Source organism: Desemzia sp. C1, assembly GCF_020882875.1.
Taxonomy (GTDB): domain Bacteria; phylum Bacillota; class Bacilli; order Lactobacillales; family Carnobacteriaceae; genus Desemzia; species Desemzia incerta.
The window spans coordinates 1,268,963-1,288,029 of sequence record NZ_JAJIZP010000003.1 but is presented as its reverse complement, the minus strand read 5'-3'; the positions used below and the strand labels follow the sequence as shown (position 1 = coordinate 1,288,029).

Below are 19,067 nucleotides of genomic sequence, written 5' to 3'. Positions count from 1 at the left end.
ATAAAAGACCTACTCTTCGTCTTCATCAAAAGCATCATCGTCTTCCAAAGCTTCTTTGCCAATAAACGCTTGCAGCATCCAAATATTTTTATCTACATCATTTTTAAAAGCAATCAAGGTGTCTTCTAAAGCATCATCGCCCTCATCTTGTGCTAAACGGATAGCGCGAACGGTTAGTTCACGGGTGCTTCTGAAATCGTCGACAATGTTTTCAACCATTTCTTCTGCTTTAGCGTATTTATTGACCGCATTTTCTGAAAGCATGGAGTATTTTTCAAATTCAGCCGTTGTGGAAGCAGGTTTGTGACCGGAAGTAATCAGACGCTCCGCCAGTTTATCGAACCATTCTTCGTTTTGATTATACAGTTCTTCAAATTTTTCATGTAACGTAAAGAAGTTTGGACCTTTTACGTACCAGTGATATTGATGCAATTTCACATGTAACGAATGCATATTTCCTAAAAGGTGATCCGCGATGGCCGCTGCGTTGATTTTTGTATGATGGACATGTTCTTTGTGTTCTTGTTCGGCTTGCAACCTTTCTTGGGCTGTTTTTTCTTGAGTCGGTTTATTTTCAGTCATGATTCATTCCTCCTATTTTTTGTTTAAAATGAATTTTTTGTTCCCTACAGCTTCGATCGATGCCTCCTTTTTCTTTGTTGAACTTAGTATAGGACAGAATTTCAGCAAAAAAATTGACGCCCATCAAGAAAAAAATCTTTTCTTTTGATGTAGCATTTGAGATCACAGATAAGAATTTAGAGGGAAGCCCAAATCTAGAATACCAAAAAGTCATGGATATTTTAGCTGAGTTAGAGAATCCAAAAAAAGCTTAAGCTAAACAGTTTCAAGAAGCTATTTGAATGCAAATTAACTAAGCACAAAACAAAACTCAGAACCGAGATGTTTCATCTCTCAGTCCTGAGCTTTGTTCTGTATATACTATTTATTATTCTTCTGCCGCAAATTGAGCCTTGTAAAGCTTCTTGTAATAGCCATCTTGCGCAAGCAACTCATCATGGCTCCCGATTTCTAAAATATTCCCTTGATCCAACACGAGAATTTTATCAGCATCCCGAATCGTTGACAGACGATGGGCAATCACAAAACTGGTTCGCCCTTCCATCATGTGCAAGAACGCCGATTGGATTTTTTGCTCTGTCAACGTATCTACCGAACTGGTCGCCTCATCTAAAATCAGCATATCCGGTTCAGAAATCATGGTCCGAGCAATGGTCAGCAATTGGCGTTGTCCATCAGAGATTTTGATCCCATTGTCGCCAATACGCGTATCCAAGCCTTCCGGAAGACGCGCTACGTAATCATACATATAGGTCATTTTCAACGCTTCGAAGATTTCCTCATCCGTCGCGCTTTTGCGACCATACCGCAAGTTTGCTCGCAAAGAACCTTCAAACAGCCACGTTTCCTGCAGCACCATTCCGAAACTTTTCCGCAAACTATCCCGAGTGATGTGTCGAATATCGGTTCCATCAATTAATATGCTCCCCTTATCGACATCATAAAACCGCATCAATAAGTTGATCAATGTTGATTTCCCAGCTCCCGTTTTCCCGACAATAGCAATCGTTTCTCCTGGCTCCACTTCCAAATTAAAATCCGTGATCAACGTTTGCCCTTCTTCATACGCAAATTCTACATCCCGAAAAGAGACCGCTCCTTTGGCTTGTGTCAGTACACGAGCCGTTTCTTCATCTGGTTCTTCGATCGGCTGCTGAATGATGTCATAAGCCCGGTCCAAACCAGCCAAAGCCAATTGAATCTGCGTAGTGATTCCTGAAATCTCAATAAAAGGTTTCGTAAATTGACTAGAGTAAATTGTGAAACTGGAAATGACTCCAATCGTTACCCCGTAATTCCCGCTCAATGCCAATAATCCCCCGACTAATCCCACCGAAATGTAGGCTAAGTGATCCACCACACGTGACAGAGGGTTCGTCAATGAAGAAGAAAATTGAGCTTTTTGTCCATCTACATACAAGCGCTGATTGATTTCTTCAAACAGTTCTTGAGAATCCTGTTCTTGTTGGAAGGCTTTGACAATTTTCTGATTCCGAATGCGCTCATTGATAAAACCGGACAGTTCTCCCGTAATTTTCTGCTGGCTTCTGAAATTGTGTTGGGAAGCCCGGGCTACTAACCACATCACGGTAAAAATAATCGGCGTAGCAATCAGTACAACCAACGTCAACAACGGACTCAAATACAACATAAACGCTAAAGCCAGTACCAAAGTCGATACGCCTGAAAACAATTGAATAAAGACCGCTGAAATCGCAGCCGAGACATTGTCCATATCGTTGGTAAAACGACTGACAATATTCCCATGCGCCGTTTGGTCATAGTACCTTAACGGCAGGCGATTCAACTGTTCAAAGGTCTCCTTCCTGAGTTCAGCAACCGATTTATAAGCAATCCGGTTCCCTAAAATCTGGATGACCCATTGGCTGAGTACCGTTAAAACTAAAAACCCGCCGAACAGCATCAATATCCGAAACAACCCGGAAAAATCTACCTTACCAGCACCAATTAGCAAATCAACAGAAACCCCAATGTAATACGTCATCAAGACGACCGTTGCTCCATTGACGATGCCAAACAAACTAGCACCGATCAACTCTTTGGGATAAGCCAGCAAATAAGGCCAAAAGTAACGCAATCCTTGGGAAGATAATTTTTTCATCTTAATTCTCCTCCTGTGATGCAACTAATGCTTGATAATCCGGCGAGGTTTCTAGTAATTCTTCATGAGTTCCTTTAGCCAGTAATCGACCGCTATCCATCAATAAGATTTCCTCCGCTTTTTGTAAAGAGCGGATTCTTTGCGAAATAATCATGACGGTACAATCCATGTCCCGCTTCAATGCTTCCCGCAAATTCAAATCGGTTTGGTAATCTAAAGCAGACAACGAATCATCCAGTATCAGCAGCATGGGTTTAGCGATCAAGGCTCTGGCGATGGTCAAACGTTGGCGTTGTCCACCTGAAAAGTTTTTTCCGTTTTCCATTACTAGCGAATCCAGCTGGTCTGGAAGATGCTTCACGAAATCGCTAGCTTGAGCCGTCTCTAAAGCTTGCCAGCATTCTTCATCGCTGGCGTCATTTTTCCCCCATTGCAAGTTCTCTCGTATCGTTCCACTAAACAGAACAGCCGTTTGTGGGACCATCGCGATTTTTTCACGCAATTCCGCCATATCCCATTTCCGGACATCCAGCCCTAGAAAACTGACGCTCCCAGCACTGGCATCGTAAAAGCGCGGAATCAATTGGGTCAAAGTGGACTTCCCACTCCCGGTCGGACCGGTTATCCCGATCATCGCCTTATCAGAAACGGAAAAGGTGATGTTTTTTAAAGACAAGCCGGCTTCTTTGCTGTAGCGGAAATCGACATCCTTAAATTCCACTAATGGCGCAGAAGTATCCTCACTCGTCTTCCCTTCTTTAGGAGAAGTTAAACTGGGTGTCGTGTCCAACACTTCATTCACCCGTTGTGCCGAAGCAGCAGCACGGGTAAAAATGATCACTAAATTGGAAACCACAATCAAGGCTAACAACATCTGGTTCATGTAATTGATCAGGGCTAGAACTTGTCCTGGTTGTAAAGACCCGTTGTTTACAGAGAAACCGCCTAAGTATAATAGAATAATGACTCCTATGTTCATGATCAGGTTCGTACTGGGTGAGAGGAACGCAGAGACATTCGCCACTTTTTCATTGACTTGTGCCAATTCATCCGTACTGCTGGCAAACTGTTTCGTGTCACTCTTTTTTCTGGCAAAAGCACGAATCACCCGAACGCCGCTTAAGTTTTGAGTCACCAGCTCATTTAACGTGTCCAGACGTTGTTGCACCTTTTTGTATAAAGGCACTGTATAGCGAATGATCAACACCAAAACAACGCAGAAGATAGGCAATAACAACAAATAAAGAAAACCCATCCTGACATCGATGATAAAAGCCATCAAGACAGCACCAACACTTAGAAACGGCGCCCGAACCACTAAACGGATCAACATGGCTAAAGCCAGCTGCAATTGATTGATGTCATTTGTCATCCGTGTAATCAATGTATCTGTACCGAACTTGTTCAAATCATCGTGGGATAACGTATTGATTTTCTTCATCAACTGATTCCGCAGCTCCGTCCCAAATCCTTGCGAAGCAATCGAAGAAAAATACTGACAAATCAGTGCACATCCCCCGCCAACTGCCGACATCAAGACCATTAACCCAGCCATTTGCCAAATTTTCAGACTATTTCCTTGCGCCACTCCTTCATCAATCAGCTTTGCCATCAACAAAGGCAATATCAATTCAAACACAGCTTCCAAAAACTTAAAAAACGGCCCTAAAATAACTTGCCGTTTATAATCCTTCACGTAATGCAATAATTGCACCATTGACTCACTCCCTTTGTTGCAATTCCTGTTTATTATAACCTAAAAATTGTGGGAACAAATCTAAAAAATTGAGTCAACAGTGGATTCCACAAATAAATCACAAAAAAAAAACGAAGCCTTTATAAAAGCTTCGTTTTTTTTACGTCCCAACAGCACTAGTTTATCCGATTACAAAAAATAAAAGATGTACTCTTAATTTTCCAATTTCAACTTTAACTTTGCTTTAAATGTCGTTTCAATATCCTCAAACTCTAGTTTCTTCTCCAAGTATTCCATCAAATCCATACAAAACTCATAAACGTCTAGTGTTTCTTTTTCCGTGGCATATTTATACGAGACTCCATTTAAAGGTTCACTCTTATAACGAATAACCACTTCCCTAGGATACATAATAAACTTTGCTGCCTCGTAAGGCGCACTATAAATCATTTTTGATTGCATACTCATTTCTCCATATCATTATTTTTTTTGAATACGCTTTATTTTACCATTTGGAGTTTATTTTGTATTTATTTATTTTATAAATCAGGAAATAAAAAAGATTGAATTATCCAACTGATTCAATCTTTATTCCCAGATTATTTCACAAACCAAAAAGGATACCATCCAAGTAAATAGTGTCAATAATTCCAATATTGTCAATTAGAAGCTATTTTTTATATATTTTTTAACTACCACATAGTTTGGTTCAACGGCTAAACTTTTCAAAGTAATCTTTGTAAGTAATAGCCTAAGCCATGCCTGAACCAACGTAACTTTTTATTTGATAGATCAATAGTTAATATTACCTAGAGTATCTATGGAAGTTGCTTGACTCTCTTCATCAAATCCTATAGTGCCATTATCTGTTATTGAAGTAACTACTAAATTCGTTACTCTTGTTAGTTGCAATTTCTTATCAACAGAATCTGGTTTTATCGCAATATTTATTCCTTTTCCAATAGCTACTGAAGGATACATGTAACCATCACAGTGGGGGATATCATAAAAATTTTTTGCTAACATAATGGATATTCTATATAAATATTCAGTTCCAATACCAACATCTTTTGTGAACTCTGTATGCAAAAATTGTTCGATAATTCTATTATTTATATTCCCCTGTCCATTAAAATTTGCTTGTGAAAACACTTCATTCATTCCAACCGATGTCGCTTGAATATGCTGACCATTTTTGACAACATATTCGAAATGAGCAAATGAATCTCCAATTTTTGCTTTACTTTCATAAAAAGGAGTTGCTTTATCTAACGAAGTGTACAATATTGGTTCCCCAACATCATTTAATCTTTGTCGCTCTGTTACATATTTTGATTCAGGGTACCAAACATCAGTTTTTCTTTTGAATTGTGCACCTTTTTGCTTTCTACGAACCCTAAATAGCTTGGTATCTGCAGGGATGTCTCGAGCAGAAATAGACAAACAAGGCATCGTTTTTAAAGTTAAATCAAATAATTCGCTTTCACTAACTCTCTTAAGGTCTACTTTTCTATAATCCTCTATTCGGTTCAATAATTCCATGGTATTCATGCTGTTCAAAGGGTTTTCCCAAGCTGTATTAAAATTGTGATTATTGCATCTAATTTGTACCATCTGGAGGTGCGGACATAATCTTGGACAACTATAAGTCAGGAGAATGTCCATGTACTCTTACGAAGAAAGAATGAAAGCTGTAAAACTTTACATCAAATACGAACACTCTTTGGCGTCAGTCATTCATGAATTAGGCTATCCTTCTTCAAAAGCTTTATACAAATGGTTTAAGGAATATGAAGAGAATGGTGATCTTTCTAAGACTTCAAAAAGAAAACGTGAATTTACGCAAGAAGAAAAGCAGTTTGCTGTTAATCACTATATCGAATACGGTCGCAATTATTCTAGAACTGTTCGCATGTTGGGTTATCCAGATAGAAACATTCTTAGCGATTGGTGTAAAGAACTTGCACCTGAAGCTCGTAAAATCAGGCGAAGTAAGTTAAACTATTCTCAAGAGCAGAAAAAAGAGGCCGTTATCCATCTTGTGAGCCGAGAAACCTCTGTCCACAAAATTGCTGAGCGCCTGCAGGTCACCCGTAAAACGCTCTATGATTGGAAAGAGGAGCTCATCGGAGAGGAGCTTCCACCTAATATGACGAATATGCCTGATAGCCCTCAACTAGAAGGGTTGAAAAATGAAGTTGATGTTTTAAAACAAGAAGTTTATCGACTACGAATGGAAAAAGATATCTTGGAAAAGTCTGCCGAACTTGTAAAAAAGAATGGGGCATCAATCCAAAACATTTCTCCAACAAGGAAAAAACAAGAGTGATTGATGCATTAAAAACCTTTTATCCATTGGCACTTTTACTAGAGAATTTGGATTTAGTTAAGAGTAGTTATTATTACCACAGAAGTCAGGCTAAGCTTCCGGATAAATATGCTGATCTAAGGGTAATGCTTAAAGATATTTTTATTGAAAGTCGTCGTACGTATGGCTATCGTCGTATGCATGACGTTCTAAAAAAGCAAAATATTGTTGTTTCCGAGAAAGTTGTTAGACGGCTTATGAAGGAAGAAAAACTCATTGTTCATTCAGTAACTAAAAAGAAATATAGTTCATATGCAGGTGAAATTACTCCCGCGACACCTAACCTTATTCAACGAAATTTCAAAGCTGAAGCACCTGACAAAAAGTGGTTGACAGACATTACAGAATTTCGTATTCCCGCCGGAAAAGTCTATCTATCGCCCATTATCGATTGTTTTGACGGGGCCTTAGTTAGTTGGACTATCAGTACACAACCAAATGCGGAGCTCGTTAATAGTATGTTTGATCAGGCACTTGATACACTCGCTGATAATTCAAAGCCAATCATACACTCTGATCGCGGAGCTCACTACAGATGGCCAGGTTGGATTGAAAGGATTAAAACCAACGGTTTGACACAGTCCATGTCTAAAAAAGGATGTTCACCGGATAACTCGGCTTGCGAAGGGTTTTTCGGTAGACTTAAAAATGAGTTCTTCTATGGCTTTAAATGGGACAATATTTCAATTGACGCATTCATTGAACTACTTGATGATTACCTGCATTGGTACAATAACAAAAGAATAAAATTGTCTCTAGGCGGTCTCAGTCCGATTGATTACAGAAAGAAACTAGGTTTAATTGCTTGAAAAAGTCCAAAAAAACATCCGCACCTCCCTTATGCGGAGTTCAGAGCCACTTGTTGCATTGAATAGAGCCACTAAGTGCGAAAGAGAAAGCCAATGATTGAATCATTGGCTTTCTCTTTTATTATTTAATGCGAACTGTTTGTATACTCATTTAATGTGTTAGTCGCTTAGCCTAATGATCAATAATATTGAAAGGACAAGCATTCAGTTTAAAAAAAGTTAGATACTAGCTCTCAATCCATGTCTTTCACGCATAGAAACCTCACCGTCAATCAGAATACTATAAGAATCATGCACGATACGGTCAAGAATCGCGTCGGCTACGAGGGCTTCACCTAGTTTTTCATACCATCCTTCAGGAGCAGTTTGTGAACAGAAGATGGTAGAAGCGGTCTTCAAACGAGATTCGATGATTTCAAATAACGTTAAGGTATGTTCTTCAGGTAATACTGTTAATAACCATTCGTCAATGATGAGTAAGTCAACTTTCTTATACTTTTTAATTAAGCGACGGAAACTCCCATCTGCTTCATTTCTGGCTGAAATAAATTCATCTAATAATTCTGGCAGACGAACATATTTTACCTTATAATGTTGTCGGCAGGCTTGAATGCCGAAGGCATTTGATAACCATGTTTTTCCATTTCCAGAGGCTCCCATTAATATGATATTTAAATGCTTTTCTATATAGTTACCTGCAGCCAGTTCAAGAATAAGGTGTTTATCCAGATGACGGTCAGGGTGATATTCAATGTCTTCAATAGCTGCCGAGGGTTCATTGAATTGGGCTTGATGAATCAAACGTTGTAGTTTGTTTGATTGACGACGAGAATACTCATGATCTACAAGTAAATTAAAACGTTCTTCAAACGTCATATCCTGATAATCAAGATTATTCATTTGCTCTTTATATGAATCAGCCATTGCACTCATCTTCATTTCTGTTAATTTACGTAACGTTTCTTCATTTGTCATTTACGGTTCCCTCCAAAGTAGTTTGCGCCGCGCACAAACCCATAGTTTTCACTCGTCGTCAATTTGGTCAATGATCCATTATCTTTTGCTCGTTCACGCTTTTTATTTCTTGCAAGAATCGTTTTAAAGACACTAACCGTAGGGTTAGAAGAAGCGAGCAGTAAGTTTTGAGCAGCGAGATCCATCTCTTCTTTTGAGTATCTCTTTTCTAGACTACGTAAACTCATTAATTGATTCAGAGCCTTTTTTTCAGATCCATTCTTAAGCAAGATTTCCACAAACTCTTCCATATTTGATCCAATGCCTTGTGCCCATTCTCGACTGTTTTCAGGCGTATGTTCTAGGTAGAGACGGTGATTATCTGGCATGTGTTCGGAAAGGGTTGAAAACTGACCGATTTCTCCATATAATCGCTTGTGGGATGCAATTCGAACGTCTTTAAAGTATACTTCAATTAAATCCTTTGAGAGACGAATATCAACGTCACTTTGGATATACTCGTAGGGAACGGAGTAATACATGCGTTCGATTTGAATGTGGTAATTTGGTTGAACCTTTGCACTTCTCCATTCTGACAACTTAAATCGTGTTTGACGTAAGGGGTGAAGGTAGGATTTCTCCTCTTCGTCAAATGCTTTTTTTCTTGAACCGGGACGTTTTTGGAAGGCTTCTTGATTTAGTTCATTGAGTTTCTTCCAAATTTGCTGATTCAAATCACGAAGATCAAAACATTGATAGTGACGTAAAGCAGCTATAATTTGTCTAGAAATGAACCCAACGGTTCCTTCAACACTCGCTTTGTCTTTTGGACTCCGTACTCTTCCGGGAACGATAACGGTTTGATAGTAATCAGCTAGTTCACGGTAAGCTTCATTAAGAACGGGTTCTCCACGCAAAGGTTTAGACACACCTGTTTTTAAATTATCAGGGACTAGTGATTCTGGAATCCCACCAAAATATTCAAAAGCATGAATATGACCTGTTAACCAGTTGGCGGATTTCATATCTAAAAAGCCTTCTACATAACTGTATTGACTGTAGGGAAAGGTGGCTACGAAAATATATACCGTTAACGTCCCTCCATTTGAACGATCATTAATAGACAGTGTAGAACCAGCCCAATCAACCTCTAATACTTCACCCGGTTTCCTTCGTATAGGCATTGTTGCTTTATATTTCTTCGCATACTTTCCATAATTCTCGGCAAAAGTCCGATAAGCATAGGGAATTTTTTCACCGTCGCGTGCCTGTTGAACATACTCCATGTGGAGTAATTTTAAGGTCACGTTTTTCTTCTGTAATTCTTGATGAACCTTTTCCCAATCGGGTGGAAAGTAACCTTTCTCAATCGCTTGTTTCTCTGGAAAGAGAAATTCTTCCAGCCAGTGATTGTTCATATTATCTGCCAAACGTTCTAGCCCTAACTTTTCAGCACGTTTGATAACATCTGAAACTGTGTTTCGCGAACTTCCAACGCTGGTACTAATAGTGCGCTGAGAGACATCGTTGAAGTGCAACTCCAGAATCTTACGGTATTGAATCATGAAAAAACCTCCTGTATAAAGTGTCATGCCCGATGGCATGCAATATCATTATACAGAAGGTTTCTTTTATTAAGCTATATATTTAAGTGGCTCTCTTGCACGCAGTTGTTGGCTCTATTTCCCGCAATTACTGGCTCCTTATTCCGCACAGTGGAGGTGCGGATGTTTTTTTGGACTTTTTCAAGCAATTAAACCTAGTTTCTTTCTGTAATCAATCGGACTGAGACCGCCTAGAGACAATTTTATTCTTTTGTTATTGTACCAATGCAGGTAATCATCAAGTAGTTCAATGAATGCGTCAATTGAAATATTGTCCCATTTAAAGCCATAGAAGAACTCATTTTTAAGTCTACCGAAAAACCCTTCGCAAGCCGAGTTATCCGGTGAACATCCTTTTTTAGACATGGACTGTGTCAAACCGTTGGTTTTAATCCTTTCAATCCAACCTGGCCATCTGTAGTGAGCTCCGCGATCAGAGTGTATGATTGGCTTTGAATTATCAGCGAGTGTATCAAGTGCCTGATCAAACATACTATTAACGAGCTCCGCATTTGGTTGTGTACTGATAGTCCAACTAACTAAGGCCCCGTCAAAACAATCGATAATGGGCGATAGATAGACTTTTCCGGCGGGAATACGAAATTCTGTAATGTCTGTCAACCACTTTTTGTCAGGTGCTTCAGCTTTGAAATTTCGTTGAATAAGGTTAGGTGTCGCGGGAGTAATTTCACCTGCATATGAACTATATTTCTTTTTAGTTACTGAATGAACAATGAGTTTTTCTTCCTTCATAAGCCGTCTAACAACTTTCTCGGAAACAACAATATTTTGCTTTTTTAGAACGTCATGCATACGACGATAGCCATACGTACGACGACTTTCAATAAAAATATCTTTAAGCATTACCCTTAGATCAGCATATTTATCCGGAAGCTTAGCCTGACTTCTGTGGTAATAATAACTACTCTTAACTAAATCCAAATTCTCTAGTAAAAGTGCCAATGGATAAAAGGTTTTTAATGCATCAATCACTCTTGTTTTTTCCTTGTTGGAGAAATGTTTTGGATTGATGCCCCATTCTTTTTTACAAGTTCGGCAGACTTTTCCAAGATATCTTTTTCCATTCGTAGTCGATAAACTTCTTGTTTTAAAACATCAACTTCATTTTTCAACCCTTCTAGTTGAGGGCTATCAGGCATATTCGTCATATTAGGTGGAAGCTCCTCTCCGATGAGCTCCTCTTTCCAATCATAGAGCGTTTTACGGGTGACCTGCAGGCGCTCAGCAATTTTGTGGACAGAGGTTTCTCGGCTCACAAGATGGATAACGGCCTCTTTTTTCTGCTCTTGAGAATAGTTTAACTTACTTCGCCTGATTTTACGAGCTTCAGGTGCAAGTTCTTTACACCAATCGCTAAGAATGTTTCTATCTGGATAACCCAACATGCGAACAGTTCTAGAATAATTGCGACCGTATTCGATATAGTGATTAACAGCAAACTGCTTTTCTTCTTGCGTAAATTCACGTTTTCTTTTTGAAGTCTTAGAAAGATCACCATTCTCTTCATATTCCTTAAACCATTTGTATAAAGCTTTTGAAGAAGGATAGCCTAATTCATGAATGACTGACGCCAAAGAGTGTTCGTATTTGATGTAAAGTTTTACAGCTTTCATTCTTTCTTCGTAAGAGTACATGGACATTCTCCTGACTTATAGTTGTCCAAGATTATGTCCGCACCTCCAGTTGGCTCTATTCATATGCAATATTCATACATTTTTTATATACTCTTCTTATCCCCTATAGAATTGGAGTGGAATAGGAATGAGAAGAGATATCAGAGACGGAGTGAAAAAACATATGATTGATGGCATAAAGCCCAATTATACTGCGTTAGCGGAACAATACGGATGTGACTATCGTACGGTTAAAGCAGCGTATGAAGAAGCGTTACAAGGTAATAAACCTAAAACAAGGAGGACATATCCGAGTAAATTAGATTCATTCAAACAAATCATAGATATTAAGTTAGAAGATCAATGTACCGCTAAAAGTATCTTCAAATTCATACAAAAGAAAGGGTTCGATGGGAGTTACAGTCTTGTTAGAGACTATTGCCGTGGAGTGAAAAAAGAACGGATACAGAAAGCAACGGTACGCGTCGAATATACGCCTGGTCTTTCAGCACAAATCGATTGGAAAGAAGAAATGCGACTGATAAGCAGTCAGGGAGAAGTCTTCCGCTTTAATATTTTCCTTTATATATTGCCCTACTCAAAGAAGAAATTTATTACGCTTACCTTTGATCGTAAACAAGATACATTGTTTGAGTGCATGAATGATGCCTTTTATCACACCGGTGGTGTTCCAGAAGAAATATGGTTCGATAATATGAAAACTGTCGTCGACCGGTCACGAACTCAATTCTCTCAGGTTCATTTAAACGATCGCTTCTATTCTTTTAGTAAAGATGCAGGGTTCAGAACAATGGTCTGTCGTCCTTTTCGCCCCCAAACAAAAGGCAGCGTAGAAGCTCTCGCCAGAACAATGGACCGGTTACGGGTTTACAATCATGAATTTTATGATTCGACAGACCTCATTCGAATCGTTGACGAACTTTGTGATGAATTAAATTCGGAAGTGTCTCAAGCAACGGACGAGATTCCTGATATACTTTGGAAAATTAATGAAAAAGAGCACCTCCATAAGCTAAAAGATGACTTGTTAAATCCTTATTTTGAAGACTCTATTCGCCGTAAAGTCACAAAGGAAGCAATGGTCATTTTCCGCAAATGTAGGTACTCTGTAGAGCCTCGTTATATCGGAAAAGAAGTTGACTTGGATCTTTCCGAAAACGAAGAGTACGTGCACATTTATTATAACGGAGAACAGATTCGTTCACACCCACTTACCACAAAAAGATTGAACTATAACCAAGAAGATTTGGTTCAGATACTTAAATCAGATGTCATGAGCCACAAAGAAGAAGATGACATCCAAGAACATATTAAACGGAGTTTAAAGCAATATGATTTACTGGAGGTGCCTTCGAATGAGCAGTAACTATCAAAAGCTATTAAATAATCTAGAGGCCTTGAATTTAAAACATATGAGAGAATATGTGCCAAACTATATTGAAATTGCCAATCGGGATGAGCTTTCTTTAACAGAAGCTCTTCTAGAATTAACTAATCAAGAATTAGACTTTCAAACGAATCAGACTGTGGAACGTGTCATCCAGCGCGCACACTTTCCCAAACGGACATCACTTGAAGAATTTGATTTCAACTTTCAACCAAGCGTTAACAAAAAAGAGATTCTAGACTTGAAACATATGGCTTTTATGGAGAAAAAAGAAAACTTAGTTTTCATTGGAAACCCTGGTGTAGGGAAAACACACCTTGTCATTGCATTAGGCATTGAAGCATGTCATCAAGGCTACCGTACGCTGTTTATCAGTTGTCATGAATTACTTTTACGTCTTCGTTCTGCCTTTGAAAAAGGGACCGTCGATCGTGTTCTGAAACGATATGCCAAATATGATCTTTTGATCATTGATGAAATAGGTTATTTACCAATTCAAAAAGTTGAAGCTAACCTCTTCTTTCAACTATTAACGATGCGTTACGAAAAAAAATCAACAATGATTACGACAAATATTATCTTATCTCGATGGGGGGAGCTATTTCAGAATTCTGAAATAGCCGCCGCCATTCTTGATCGTCTGGTTCACCATGTTAAAGTCTTCAAGATTACTGGAAAATCATATCGTATGAAAGGGAAAATATAAATGGACTTCTAAATTAGACTGTCAAAAACCTACATTTTTATTCTGTCATAAACCTACAATTTTATACTGTCCTTGACAATTGGGTATCAAAACCAATCTTTTCTTAAATTTATTTTATTTTCTCTCCGATATTTTATTTAATCTTTATCTTATCTTTTATTTTACTTAAAATAAGCATCATTATGGGCTCTTTACAAAGAATAAGAACCACAAAGTAGAAAGCAGCACCTATAGCAACTCCTGTTATCAAAGATACAAAGGAGTTTTCAATGCTATTTCTAATAAATAAAACTAATACACCCATTAATAATCCAGAAATTAGATACAAAAATGTCGATTTATCAAAAAAATTAACATTTTTATGTTTTAATTTGTGTTTTACAATATAATATCTAGATGCAACTGCAACTAATTCTGCAATGACTACAGTAAACCCTGCTCCAAGATAACCAATTGTAGGAATCAATGTAAAGTTGAGTACTAAGCTAGCTATACTAGAAAATATAGCAGCATATAATCCCAACTTTTCATTACCTGTTGGGACTAAAATTTGATTTTGCAGATAGCCTGATAACGGCGAGAAAATAATAATTAAAGAAATAATTTGTAATAAGACAGCAGCCTCTACAAATTCCTCTCCACCTAATAATAGCATTATATTAGGCGCCAATACCGCTACTCCTACTGTCATTGGTATAGTAATCCACAAGATAAACTTAGGTATTATTTTCAACAAATCATCAAATTTTTCTTTATTAGTATTAATATAATAAGATGCACGAGGTAAAGTGACATTCGACATTGCAGTTGATACAGAGATAACTAAATTCGTAACTGCTTTACTTCTATTCATAAACGCCACAGATTTAGTATTTACAAAAAAACCTAAAAGTGTTTGATCTAAGTTTGTATAGACACTTATAATTAAAGTGTTTATAAAAAAAATATTTAAAGATTTAATATGTTTAAAAGGGTTAATTCCTTTCAAGTTAAATTGGACAAATTTTCTGCTATATACAAAATTTAAAACACCACTTAAACTAGTGGCTAGGACGCTTATTAAACCATATATAACATAGTGTTCTTCTCTACGAACAAACATTAGAATGGCTGCTAAGGAAATCACTTTAAATATAGCACTTCTTATTGTTATATACTTATATTCTTCTATTCCTTGATAAAACCAGTCAATAGCAAACATGTTTAAAATGATACTAAGTGACATAATTAAGTATAACGGCAACTCTTGAGAAAACTGGTCAATATTTACTACTAGAATAAAGTAGATTACTGTAACAATTAGTGAGAGCACTCCATTTATTACAACAATTTCAGAAAATAATTTATTCAATTTTTCTTTATTATCTCGCTGTTTTGCAACCTCTCTAACGCCATATGTAGCCGTTCCAAATGTTGCAAATAATATAAACCAACTGATTATTGAAGTTGCAAAATTGACTTCCCCTAAATTAGACGCACCTAACGTTCTTGAAATATAGGGTGATGTTATCAAGGGAAATAATAAATTCAATCCTGTATATAAAAAATTATACATCGCATTCTTAATTAAAGACTTTTGTTTCATTTTTACACACCTTTGCTATGTCTTATCCTGAAATAATTTAAACTTTTAAAGTTAACTTCTTACTTCTTTAATTCTATTCAATGCTTCTTTCCATGTAGGCAGTATAAATCCCGTGGCTTTAGCTTTAGATAAGTCCATTACTGAGTGTCTCGGACGATAAGCTTTTTGAGGGTATTCTTCAGAAGTGACTGGAGCGACTTCTACTGCTTCATCTTTCAAGATCTCTTGCGCGAATTCGTGCCAAGAACAGTGTCCAACATTTGATAAGTGATAGATGCCATATTCTTGATGCGTTGCAGTCAAATGAAATATGAATTCTGCCAGTGTTCTCGTCCAAGTTGGTCGTCCTACTTGATCGCTGACGACCGTTAAACGGTCATGAGTTTCAGCCAAGCTTTTCATCGTAAAGACAAAATTCTTGCCAAATTCACCAAACACCCATGAAGTCCGGACAATATAATACTGACTGCATATTTCTTGTACTGCTTGTTCACCAGCTAATTTTGCACGCCCATATTCATTTTTTGGATTCGTTGAAGCATCTTCACTATATTCGCCCTCATTCGTCCCGTCAAAAACGTAATCTGTGCTGATGTAAACTAATACCGCTCCTACTGCTTCTGTAGCTCGCGCCACATTCTTTGTGCCTTGGACATTCACTAACTGATTCAGTTCTTTTCCTTCATCCTCAGCGGCATCTACGGCTGTATACGCTGCACAATGATAGATAATAGTCGGTTTTAAGTCTAAAATCAATTGATCTACGGCTTTTGCATCGGTAATATCTAACTCTTTAGAACCCGTTGCTACATAATCAACTTGCTTTTCATCCAACAATTTTCGTAATTCGGAACCCAGTTGCCCTGTTCCTCCCGTAATTAAAATCATGTCTTGACCTCCTCTAACAAAAAAGATAGGACAAGTCCTACCTTTTTTGTTCCGCTAATTATTGTATTTTTTATTGATTATTTTTTGCATAATTCGCTTCGACAGCTTCTTTTTCTGCCAGCCACCAAGCTTTATTTTCAGTATACCATTGAATCGTATCCGCCAAACCGGCTTTAAAGTTGGTAAATTCAGGTGTCCAACCTAATTCTTCACGTAATTTAGTGGAATCAATGGCATAACGCAAGTCATGCCCCGCGCGATCTGCGACATGGTCATAGGCCTCTTTGGGTTGTCCCATTAATTCTAGGATTAATTCCAACACTTCTTTATTGTTTTCTTCCCCGTCTGCACCAATTAAATACGTTTCTCCGATTCGTCCTTTAGTCAAAATTGTCCAAACTGCTGAAGAGTGATCATTCGTATGAATCCAATCACGAACATTCTTCCCTTCGCCGTATAATTTTGGACGAATATTGGATAAAATATTGGTAATTTGACGCGGAATAAATTTTTCAATGTGTTGGTAAGATCCATAATTATTCGAACAATTCGAAATCGTAGCCTTTAAGCCAAATGAACGTACCCACGCTCGGACTAATAAATCTGAACCAGCTTTGGTAGCCGAATAAGGGCTAGAAGGATTATAAGGTGTCTCAGCAGTGAATTTTTCACCAGGTCCTTCTCCATGCCCCGGAAGGTCTTCTCGCAGCGGTAAATCACCGTATACTTCATCAGTGGAAACATGATGGTAACGCACATCGTGCTTACGGCAAGCTTCAATCAAGGTATATGTCCCAATAATATTCGTTTGCACGAATGGAAAGGGATCTTTAAGAGAATTATCATTATGCGACTCTGCGGCATAATGCACCACTGCATCGGTATCTTTTACCAAGCGCTCTACTAATTCAGCATCAGCAATATCACCAACCACTAATTGAACTCTATCTTCGGGTAATCCAGCTAAATTTCCTTTGTTTCCAGCATAGGTCAACTTGTCTAAAACAGTAACATGTACTTCAGGATGATACTTCACCACATAGTGAACAAAATTAGAGCCAATGAAGCCAGCTCCACCAGTAACCATTATTTTTTTCATTTTAGTAACTCCTAATATTAAATTTCACCATATACGAACGGATTATCTAACTCGGCAAGAGTCGGATGTTGCGTATCTTTTTCAGACAAGACTAATTCATTCATGGGCATTGGCCACTGAATATTTAGAGCTGGGTCATCAAATGCGATGCCGCCATCATTTTCTTTAGAGAAATACTCGTCCACTTTGTATTGCACATGGCAATTTGGTGTAAGAGTCACAAAAGCATGGGCAAAACCTTTTGGTACCAATAATTGACGATGGTTATGTTCACTTAAGATATAGCCTTCCCATTGCCCATAGGTTGGAGATCCTTTACGAATATCCACAATCACATCATAAATGACTCCCGTTGCCGCACGAATCATTTTGGTTTGTGATTTACCAGGTGTTTGGAAATGCAATCCTCTTAGAACTCCTGGTTCTACAGATAAAGAATGGTTGTCTTGAATAAAATCAATATCAATTCCAGCTTCTACGAATTTCTCTTTCGTATAACTTTCTGTAAAGAAACCACGATGATCTCCAAAGACGTCTGTTTCAATAATTTTAACGTCTTGCAAGTTTGTATTTAATACTTTCATTTACCCAACTCCTTATTAGTTTTCGTTAGCTAATCGTAACATGTATTGGCCATATTTATTTTTCTTTAATGGTTGAGCTAGTTCGATTAATTGTTCACGAGAAATGTAGCCCATACGGTAAGAAATTTCTTCTAAACAAGCTACTTTAAGATTTTGGCGCTTCTCAATCGTTTCAATAAAAGTACCCGCTTCTAATAACGACTCGTGTGTGCCTGTGTCTAACCAAGCATACCCACGTCCCATTACTTCAACTTCTAGTTTGCCAGCTTCTAAATAAGCTATATTCACGTCAGTAATTTCGAGTTCTCCTCGAGCAGAAGGTTGAATATTTTTTGCAATCTCCACAACGTCATTATCATAGAAATATAATCCTGTCACAGCATAATTACTTTTTGGGTTTATTGGCTTTTCTTCAATAGAAACAGCCCTCATATTATCATCAAATTCTACAACGCCAAATCGTTCCGGATCTTGAACATGGTAACCAAAAACTGTTGCTCCTGTTTCTTTCTCAGCTGCTCGCTGTAGTAATTTAGACAATCCACCACCATAGTAGATATTATCTCCGAGAATCAAACAAACTGAATCTTTACCGATAAAATCTTCGCCTACGATGAATGCCTCTGCTAACCCATTTGGCTGCTCTTGAACTTTATATTCCAAATTTAATCCCAACTCAGATCCATCTCCAAATAACTGTTCAAATCGAGGGGTATCATCGGGCGTTGAAATAATTAGAATATCTTTAATACCAGCTAGCATTAATGTAGACATGGGATAATAGATCATCGGTTTATCATAAATCGGCATTAATTGCTTTGATGTGGCCTTTGTTAGAGGATATAAGCGAGTCCCACTTCCTCCAGCTAAAATTATACCTTTCAATATATGCATTCCTTTCTAAACAATAAATTTAATTATAAATAATGTAATTTCCAACTATATAGAAAAATATTCAGTACAATTCTTAGTGACATAATTATATATAAGAGTAAATCATTGTAGAGTTTATCAATATTAAATACTAG

Annotated in this window: 16 protein-coding genes; 3 read left to right on the top strand and 13 right to left on the bottom strand. The window is 37.8% G+C overall.

The annotated features are described in order from the left end of the window. Nucleotides 1–9: 9 nt before the first annotated feature. The 5 genes from LMF32_RS06615 to LMF32_RS06595 all read right to left on the bottom strand — a co-directional run bounded on the left by LMF32_RS06615 (nt 10) and on the right by LMF32_RS06595 (nt 5,942). Nucleotides 10–582 carry a DNA starvation/stationary phase protection protein gene (locus LMF32_RS06615; protein WP_230524254.1) on the bottom strand — a complete coding sequence of 191 codons (573 nt, stop codon included), beginning with the start codon at nt 580–582 and terminating at the stop codon, nt 10–12. Between the two features lie 367 nt (nt 583–949). Further along, the gene (locus LMF32_RS06610; RefSeq protein ID WP_230524253.1) at nt 950–2,704 is read right to left on the bottom strand and encodes an ABC transporter ATP-binding protein; all 1,755 of its coding nucleotides are present in this window, start codon (nt 2,702–2,704) and stop codon (nt 950–952) included. Nucleotide 2,705: 1 nt separating this feature from the next. Continuing rightward, on the bottom strand, nt 2,706–4,421 hold the full coding sequence (locus LMF32_RS06605; protein WP_230524252.1) for an ABC transporter ATP-binding protein: 1,716 nt from the start codon (nt 4,419–4,421) through the stop codon (nt 2,706–2,708). A 192-nt stretch (nt 4,422–4,613) separates the two neighbouring features. Continuing rightward, nucleotides 4,614–4,862 carry a hypothetical protein gene (locus LMF32_RS06600; protein ID WP_230524251.1) on the bottom strand — a complete coding sequence of 83 codons (249 nt, stop codon included), beginning with the start codon at nt 4,860–4,862 and terminating at the stop codon, nt 4,614–4,616. A 330-nt stretch (nt 4,863–5,192) separates the two neighbouring features. Continuing rightward, on the bottom strand, nt 5,193–5,942 hold the full coding sequence (locus LMF32_RS06595) for a hypothetical protein (RefSeq protein WP_230524250.1): 750 nt from the start codon (nt 5,940–5,942) through the stop codon (nt 5,193–5,195). 121 nt (nt 5,943–6,063) lie between these two features. Here LMF32_RS06595 and LMF32_RS06590 point away from each other — a divergent pair. Next, nucleotides 6,064–7,577, top strand: a protein-coding gene (locus LMF32_RS06590; protein WP_230523472.1) for an IS3 family transposase whose coding sequence is annotated in 2 segments (ribosomal slippage) — nt 6,064–6,682 and nt 6,682–7,577 — 1,515 coding nt in all. Because the reading frame shifts where the segments join, the coding sequence is not laid out codon by codon here. A 219-nt stretch (nt 7,578–7,796) separates the two neighbouring features. On the opposite strand, the gene istB (LMF32_RS06585) is transcribed toward LMF32_RS06590, so the two are convergent. The 3 genes from istB (LMF32_RS06585) to LMF32_RS06575 all read right to left on the bottom strand — a co-directional run bounded on the left by istB (LMF32_RS06585) (nt 7,797) and on the right by LMF32_RS06575 (nt 11,790). Then, nucleotides 7,797–8,552 (bottom strand): IS21-like element helper ATPase IstB, encoded by a 756-nt coding sequence (gene istB, locus LMF32_RS06585; protein WP_230524249.1) that lies wholly within the window; start codon nt 8,550–8,552, stop codon nt 7,797–7,799. Then, entirely contained in the window at nt 8,549–10,096 is a 1,548-nt protein-coding gene (gene istA / locus LMF32_RS06580) for an IS21 family transposase (RefSeq protein WP_230524248.1), read from the bottom strand. Before istA (LMF32_RS06580) ends, istB (LMF32_RS06585) begins: the two co-directional genes overlap by 4 nt. 180 nt (nt 10,097–10,276) lie before the next feature. Continuing rightward, nucleotides 10,277–11,790 (bottom strand): IS3 family transposase gene (locus LMF32_RS06575; protein ID WP_230523472.1). Its coding sequence is split into 2 segments (ribosomal slippage): nt 10,277–11,172 and nt 11,172–11,790, totalling 1,515 coding nucleotides; the frame shifts between segments, so codons are not numbered across the junction. A gap of 127 nt (nt 11,791–11,917) precedes the next feature. Here LMF32_RS06575 and istA (LMF32_RS06570) point away from each other — a divergent pair. Next, a complete protein-coding gene (gene istA / locus LMF32_RS06570) occupies nt 11,918–13,156 on the top strand; it encodes an IS21 family transposase (protein ID WP_230524247.1) in 1,239 nt (412 codons plus the stop codon). Next, on the top strand, nt 13,146–13,883 hold the full coding sequence (istB, locus tag LMF32_RS06565) for an IS21-like element helper ATPase IstB (RefSeq protein WP_047927680.1): 738 nt from the start codon (nt 13,146–13,148) through the stop codon (nt 13,881–13,883). The genes istA (LMF32_RS06570) and istB (LMF32_RS06565) overlap by 11 nt, the downstream gene beginning before the upstream one ends. A 133-nt stretch (nt 13,884–14,016) precedes the next feature. On the opposite strand, the gene LMF32_RS06560 is transcribed toward istB (LMF32_RS06565), so the two are convergent. From LMF32_RS06560 to rfbA, 5 genes are all read right to left on the bottom strand, one after another. Next, on the bottom strand, nt 14,017–15,468 hold the full coding sequence (locus LMF32_RS06560; protein WP_230524246.1) for an oligosaccharide flippase family protein: 1,452 nt from the start codon (nt 15,466–15,468) through the stop codon (nt 14,017–14,019). 51 nt (nt 15,469–15,519) lie between these two features. Beyond that, nucleotides 15,520–16,356 carry a dTDP-4-dehydrorhamnose reductase gene (gene rfbD, locus LMF32_RS06555; protein WP_230524245.1) on the bottom strand — a complete coding sequence of 279 codons (837 nt, stop codon included), beginning with the start codon at nt 16,354–16,356 and terminating at the stop codon, nt 15,520–15,522. A 70-nt stretch (nt 16,357–16,426) separates the two neighbouring features. Next, a complete protein-coding gene (rfbB, locus tag LMF32_RS06550; protein WP_230524244.1) occupies nt 16,427–17,455 on the bottom strand; it encodes a dTDP-glucose 4,6-dehydratase in 1,029 nt (342 codons plus the stop codon). Between the two features lie 17 nt (nt 17,456–17,472). Beyond that, complete coding sequence (rfbC, locus tag LMF32_RS06545; protein WP_230524243.1) at nt 17,473–18,039, bottom strand: dTDP-4-dehydrorhamnose 3,5-epimerase; 567 nt, start codon at nt 18,037–18,039, stop codon at nt 17,473–17,475. A gap of 15 nt (nt 18,040–18,054) precedes the next feature. Next, a complete protein-coding gene (gene rfbA, locus LMF32_RS06540; RefSeq protein ID WP_230524242.1) occupies nt 18,055–18,924 on the bottom strand; it encodes a glucose-1-phosphate thymidylyltransferase RfbA in 870 nt (289 codons plus the stop codon). Between the last annotated feature and the right edge of the window lie 143 nt (nt 18,925–19,067).

Bases quoted from the DNA above. Each gene is read 5' to 3' on its own strand.
- LMF32_RS06615 (WP_230524254.1), bottom strand. From the start codon at position 582: ATGACTGAAAATAAACCGACTCAAGAAAAAACAGCCCAAGAAAGGTTG.
- LMF32_RS06610 (WP_230524253.1), bottom strand. From the start codon at position 2,704: ATGAAAAAATTATCTTCCCAAGGATTGCGTTACTTTTGGCCTTATTTG.
- LMF32_RS06605 (WP_230524252.1), bottom strand. From the start codon at position 4,421: ATGGTGCAATTATTGCATTACGTGAAGGATTATAAACGGCAAGTTATT.
- LMF32_RS06600 (WP_230524251.1), bottom strand. From the start codon at position 4,862: ATGCAATCAAAAATGATTTATAGTGCGCCTTACGAGGCAGCAAAGTTT.
- LMF32_RS06595 (WP_230524250.1), bottom strand. From the start codon at position 5,942: ATGGAATTATTGAACCGAATAGAGGATTATAGAAAAGTAGACCTTAAG.
- istB (WP_230524249.1), bottom strand. From the start codon at position 8,552: ATGACAAATGAAGAAACGTTACGTAAATTAACAGAAATGAAGATGAGT.
- istA (WP_230524248.1), bottom strand. From the start codon at position 10,096: ATGATTCAATACCGTAAGATTCTGGAGTTGCACTTCAACGATGTCTCT.
- istA (WP_230524247.1), top strand. From the start codon at position 11,918: ATGAGAAGAGATATCAGAGACGGAGTGAAAAAACATATGATTGATGGC.
- istB (WP_047927680.1), top strand. From the start codon at position 13,146: ATGAGCAGTAACTATCAAAAGCTATTAAATAATCTAGAGGCCTTGAAT.
- LMF32_RS06560 (WP_230524246.1), bottom strand. From the start codon at position 15,468: ATGAAACAAAAGTCTTTAATTAAGAATGCGATGTATAATTTTTTATAT.
- rfbD (WP_230524245.1), bottom strand. From the start codon at position 16,356: ATGATTTTAATTACGGGAGGAACAGGGCAACTGGGTTCCGAATTACGA.
- rfbB (WP_230524244.1), bottom strand. From the start codon at position 17,455: ATGAAAAAAATAATGGTTACTGGTGGAGCTGGCTTCATTGGCTCTAAT.
- rfbC (WP_230524243.1), bottom strand. From the start codon at position 18,039: ATGAAAGTATTAAATACAAACTTGCAAGACGTTAAAATTATTGAAACA.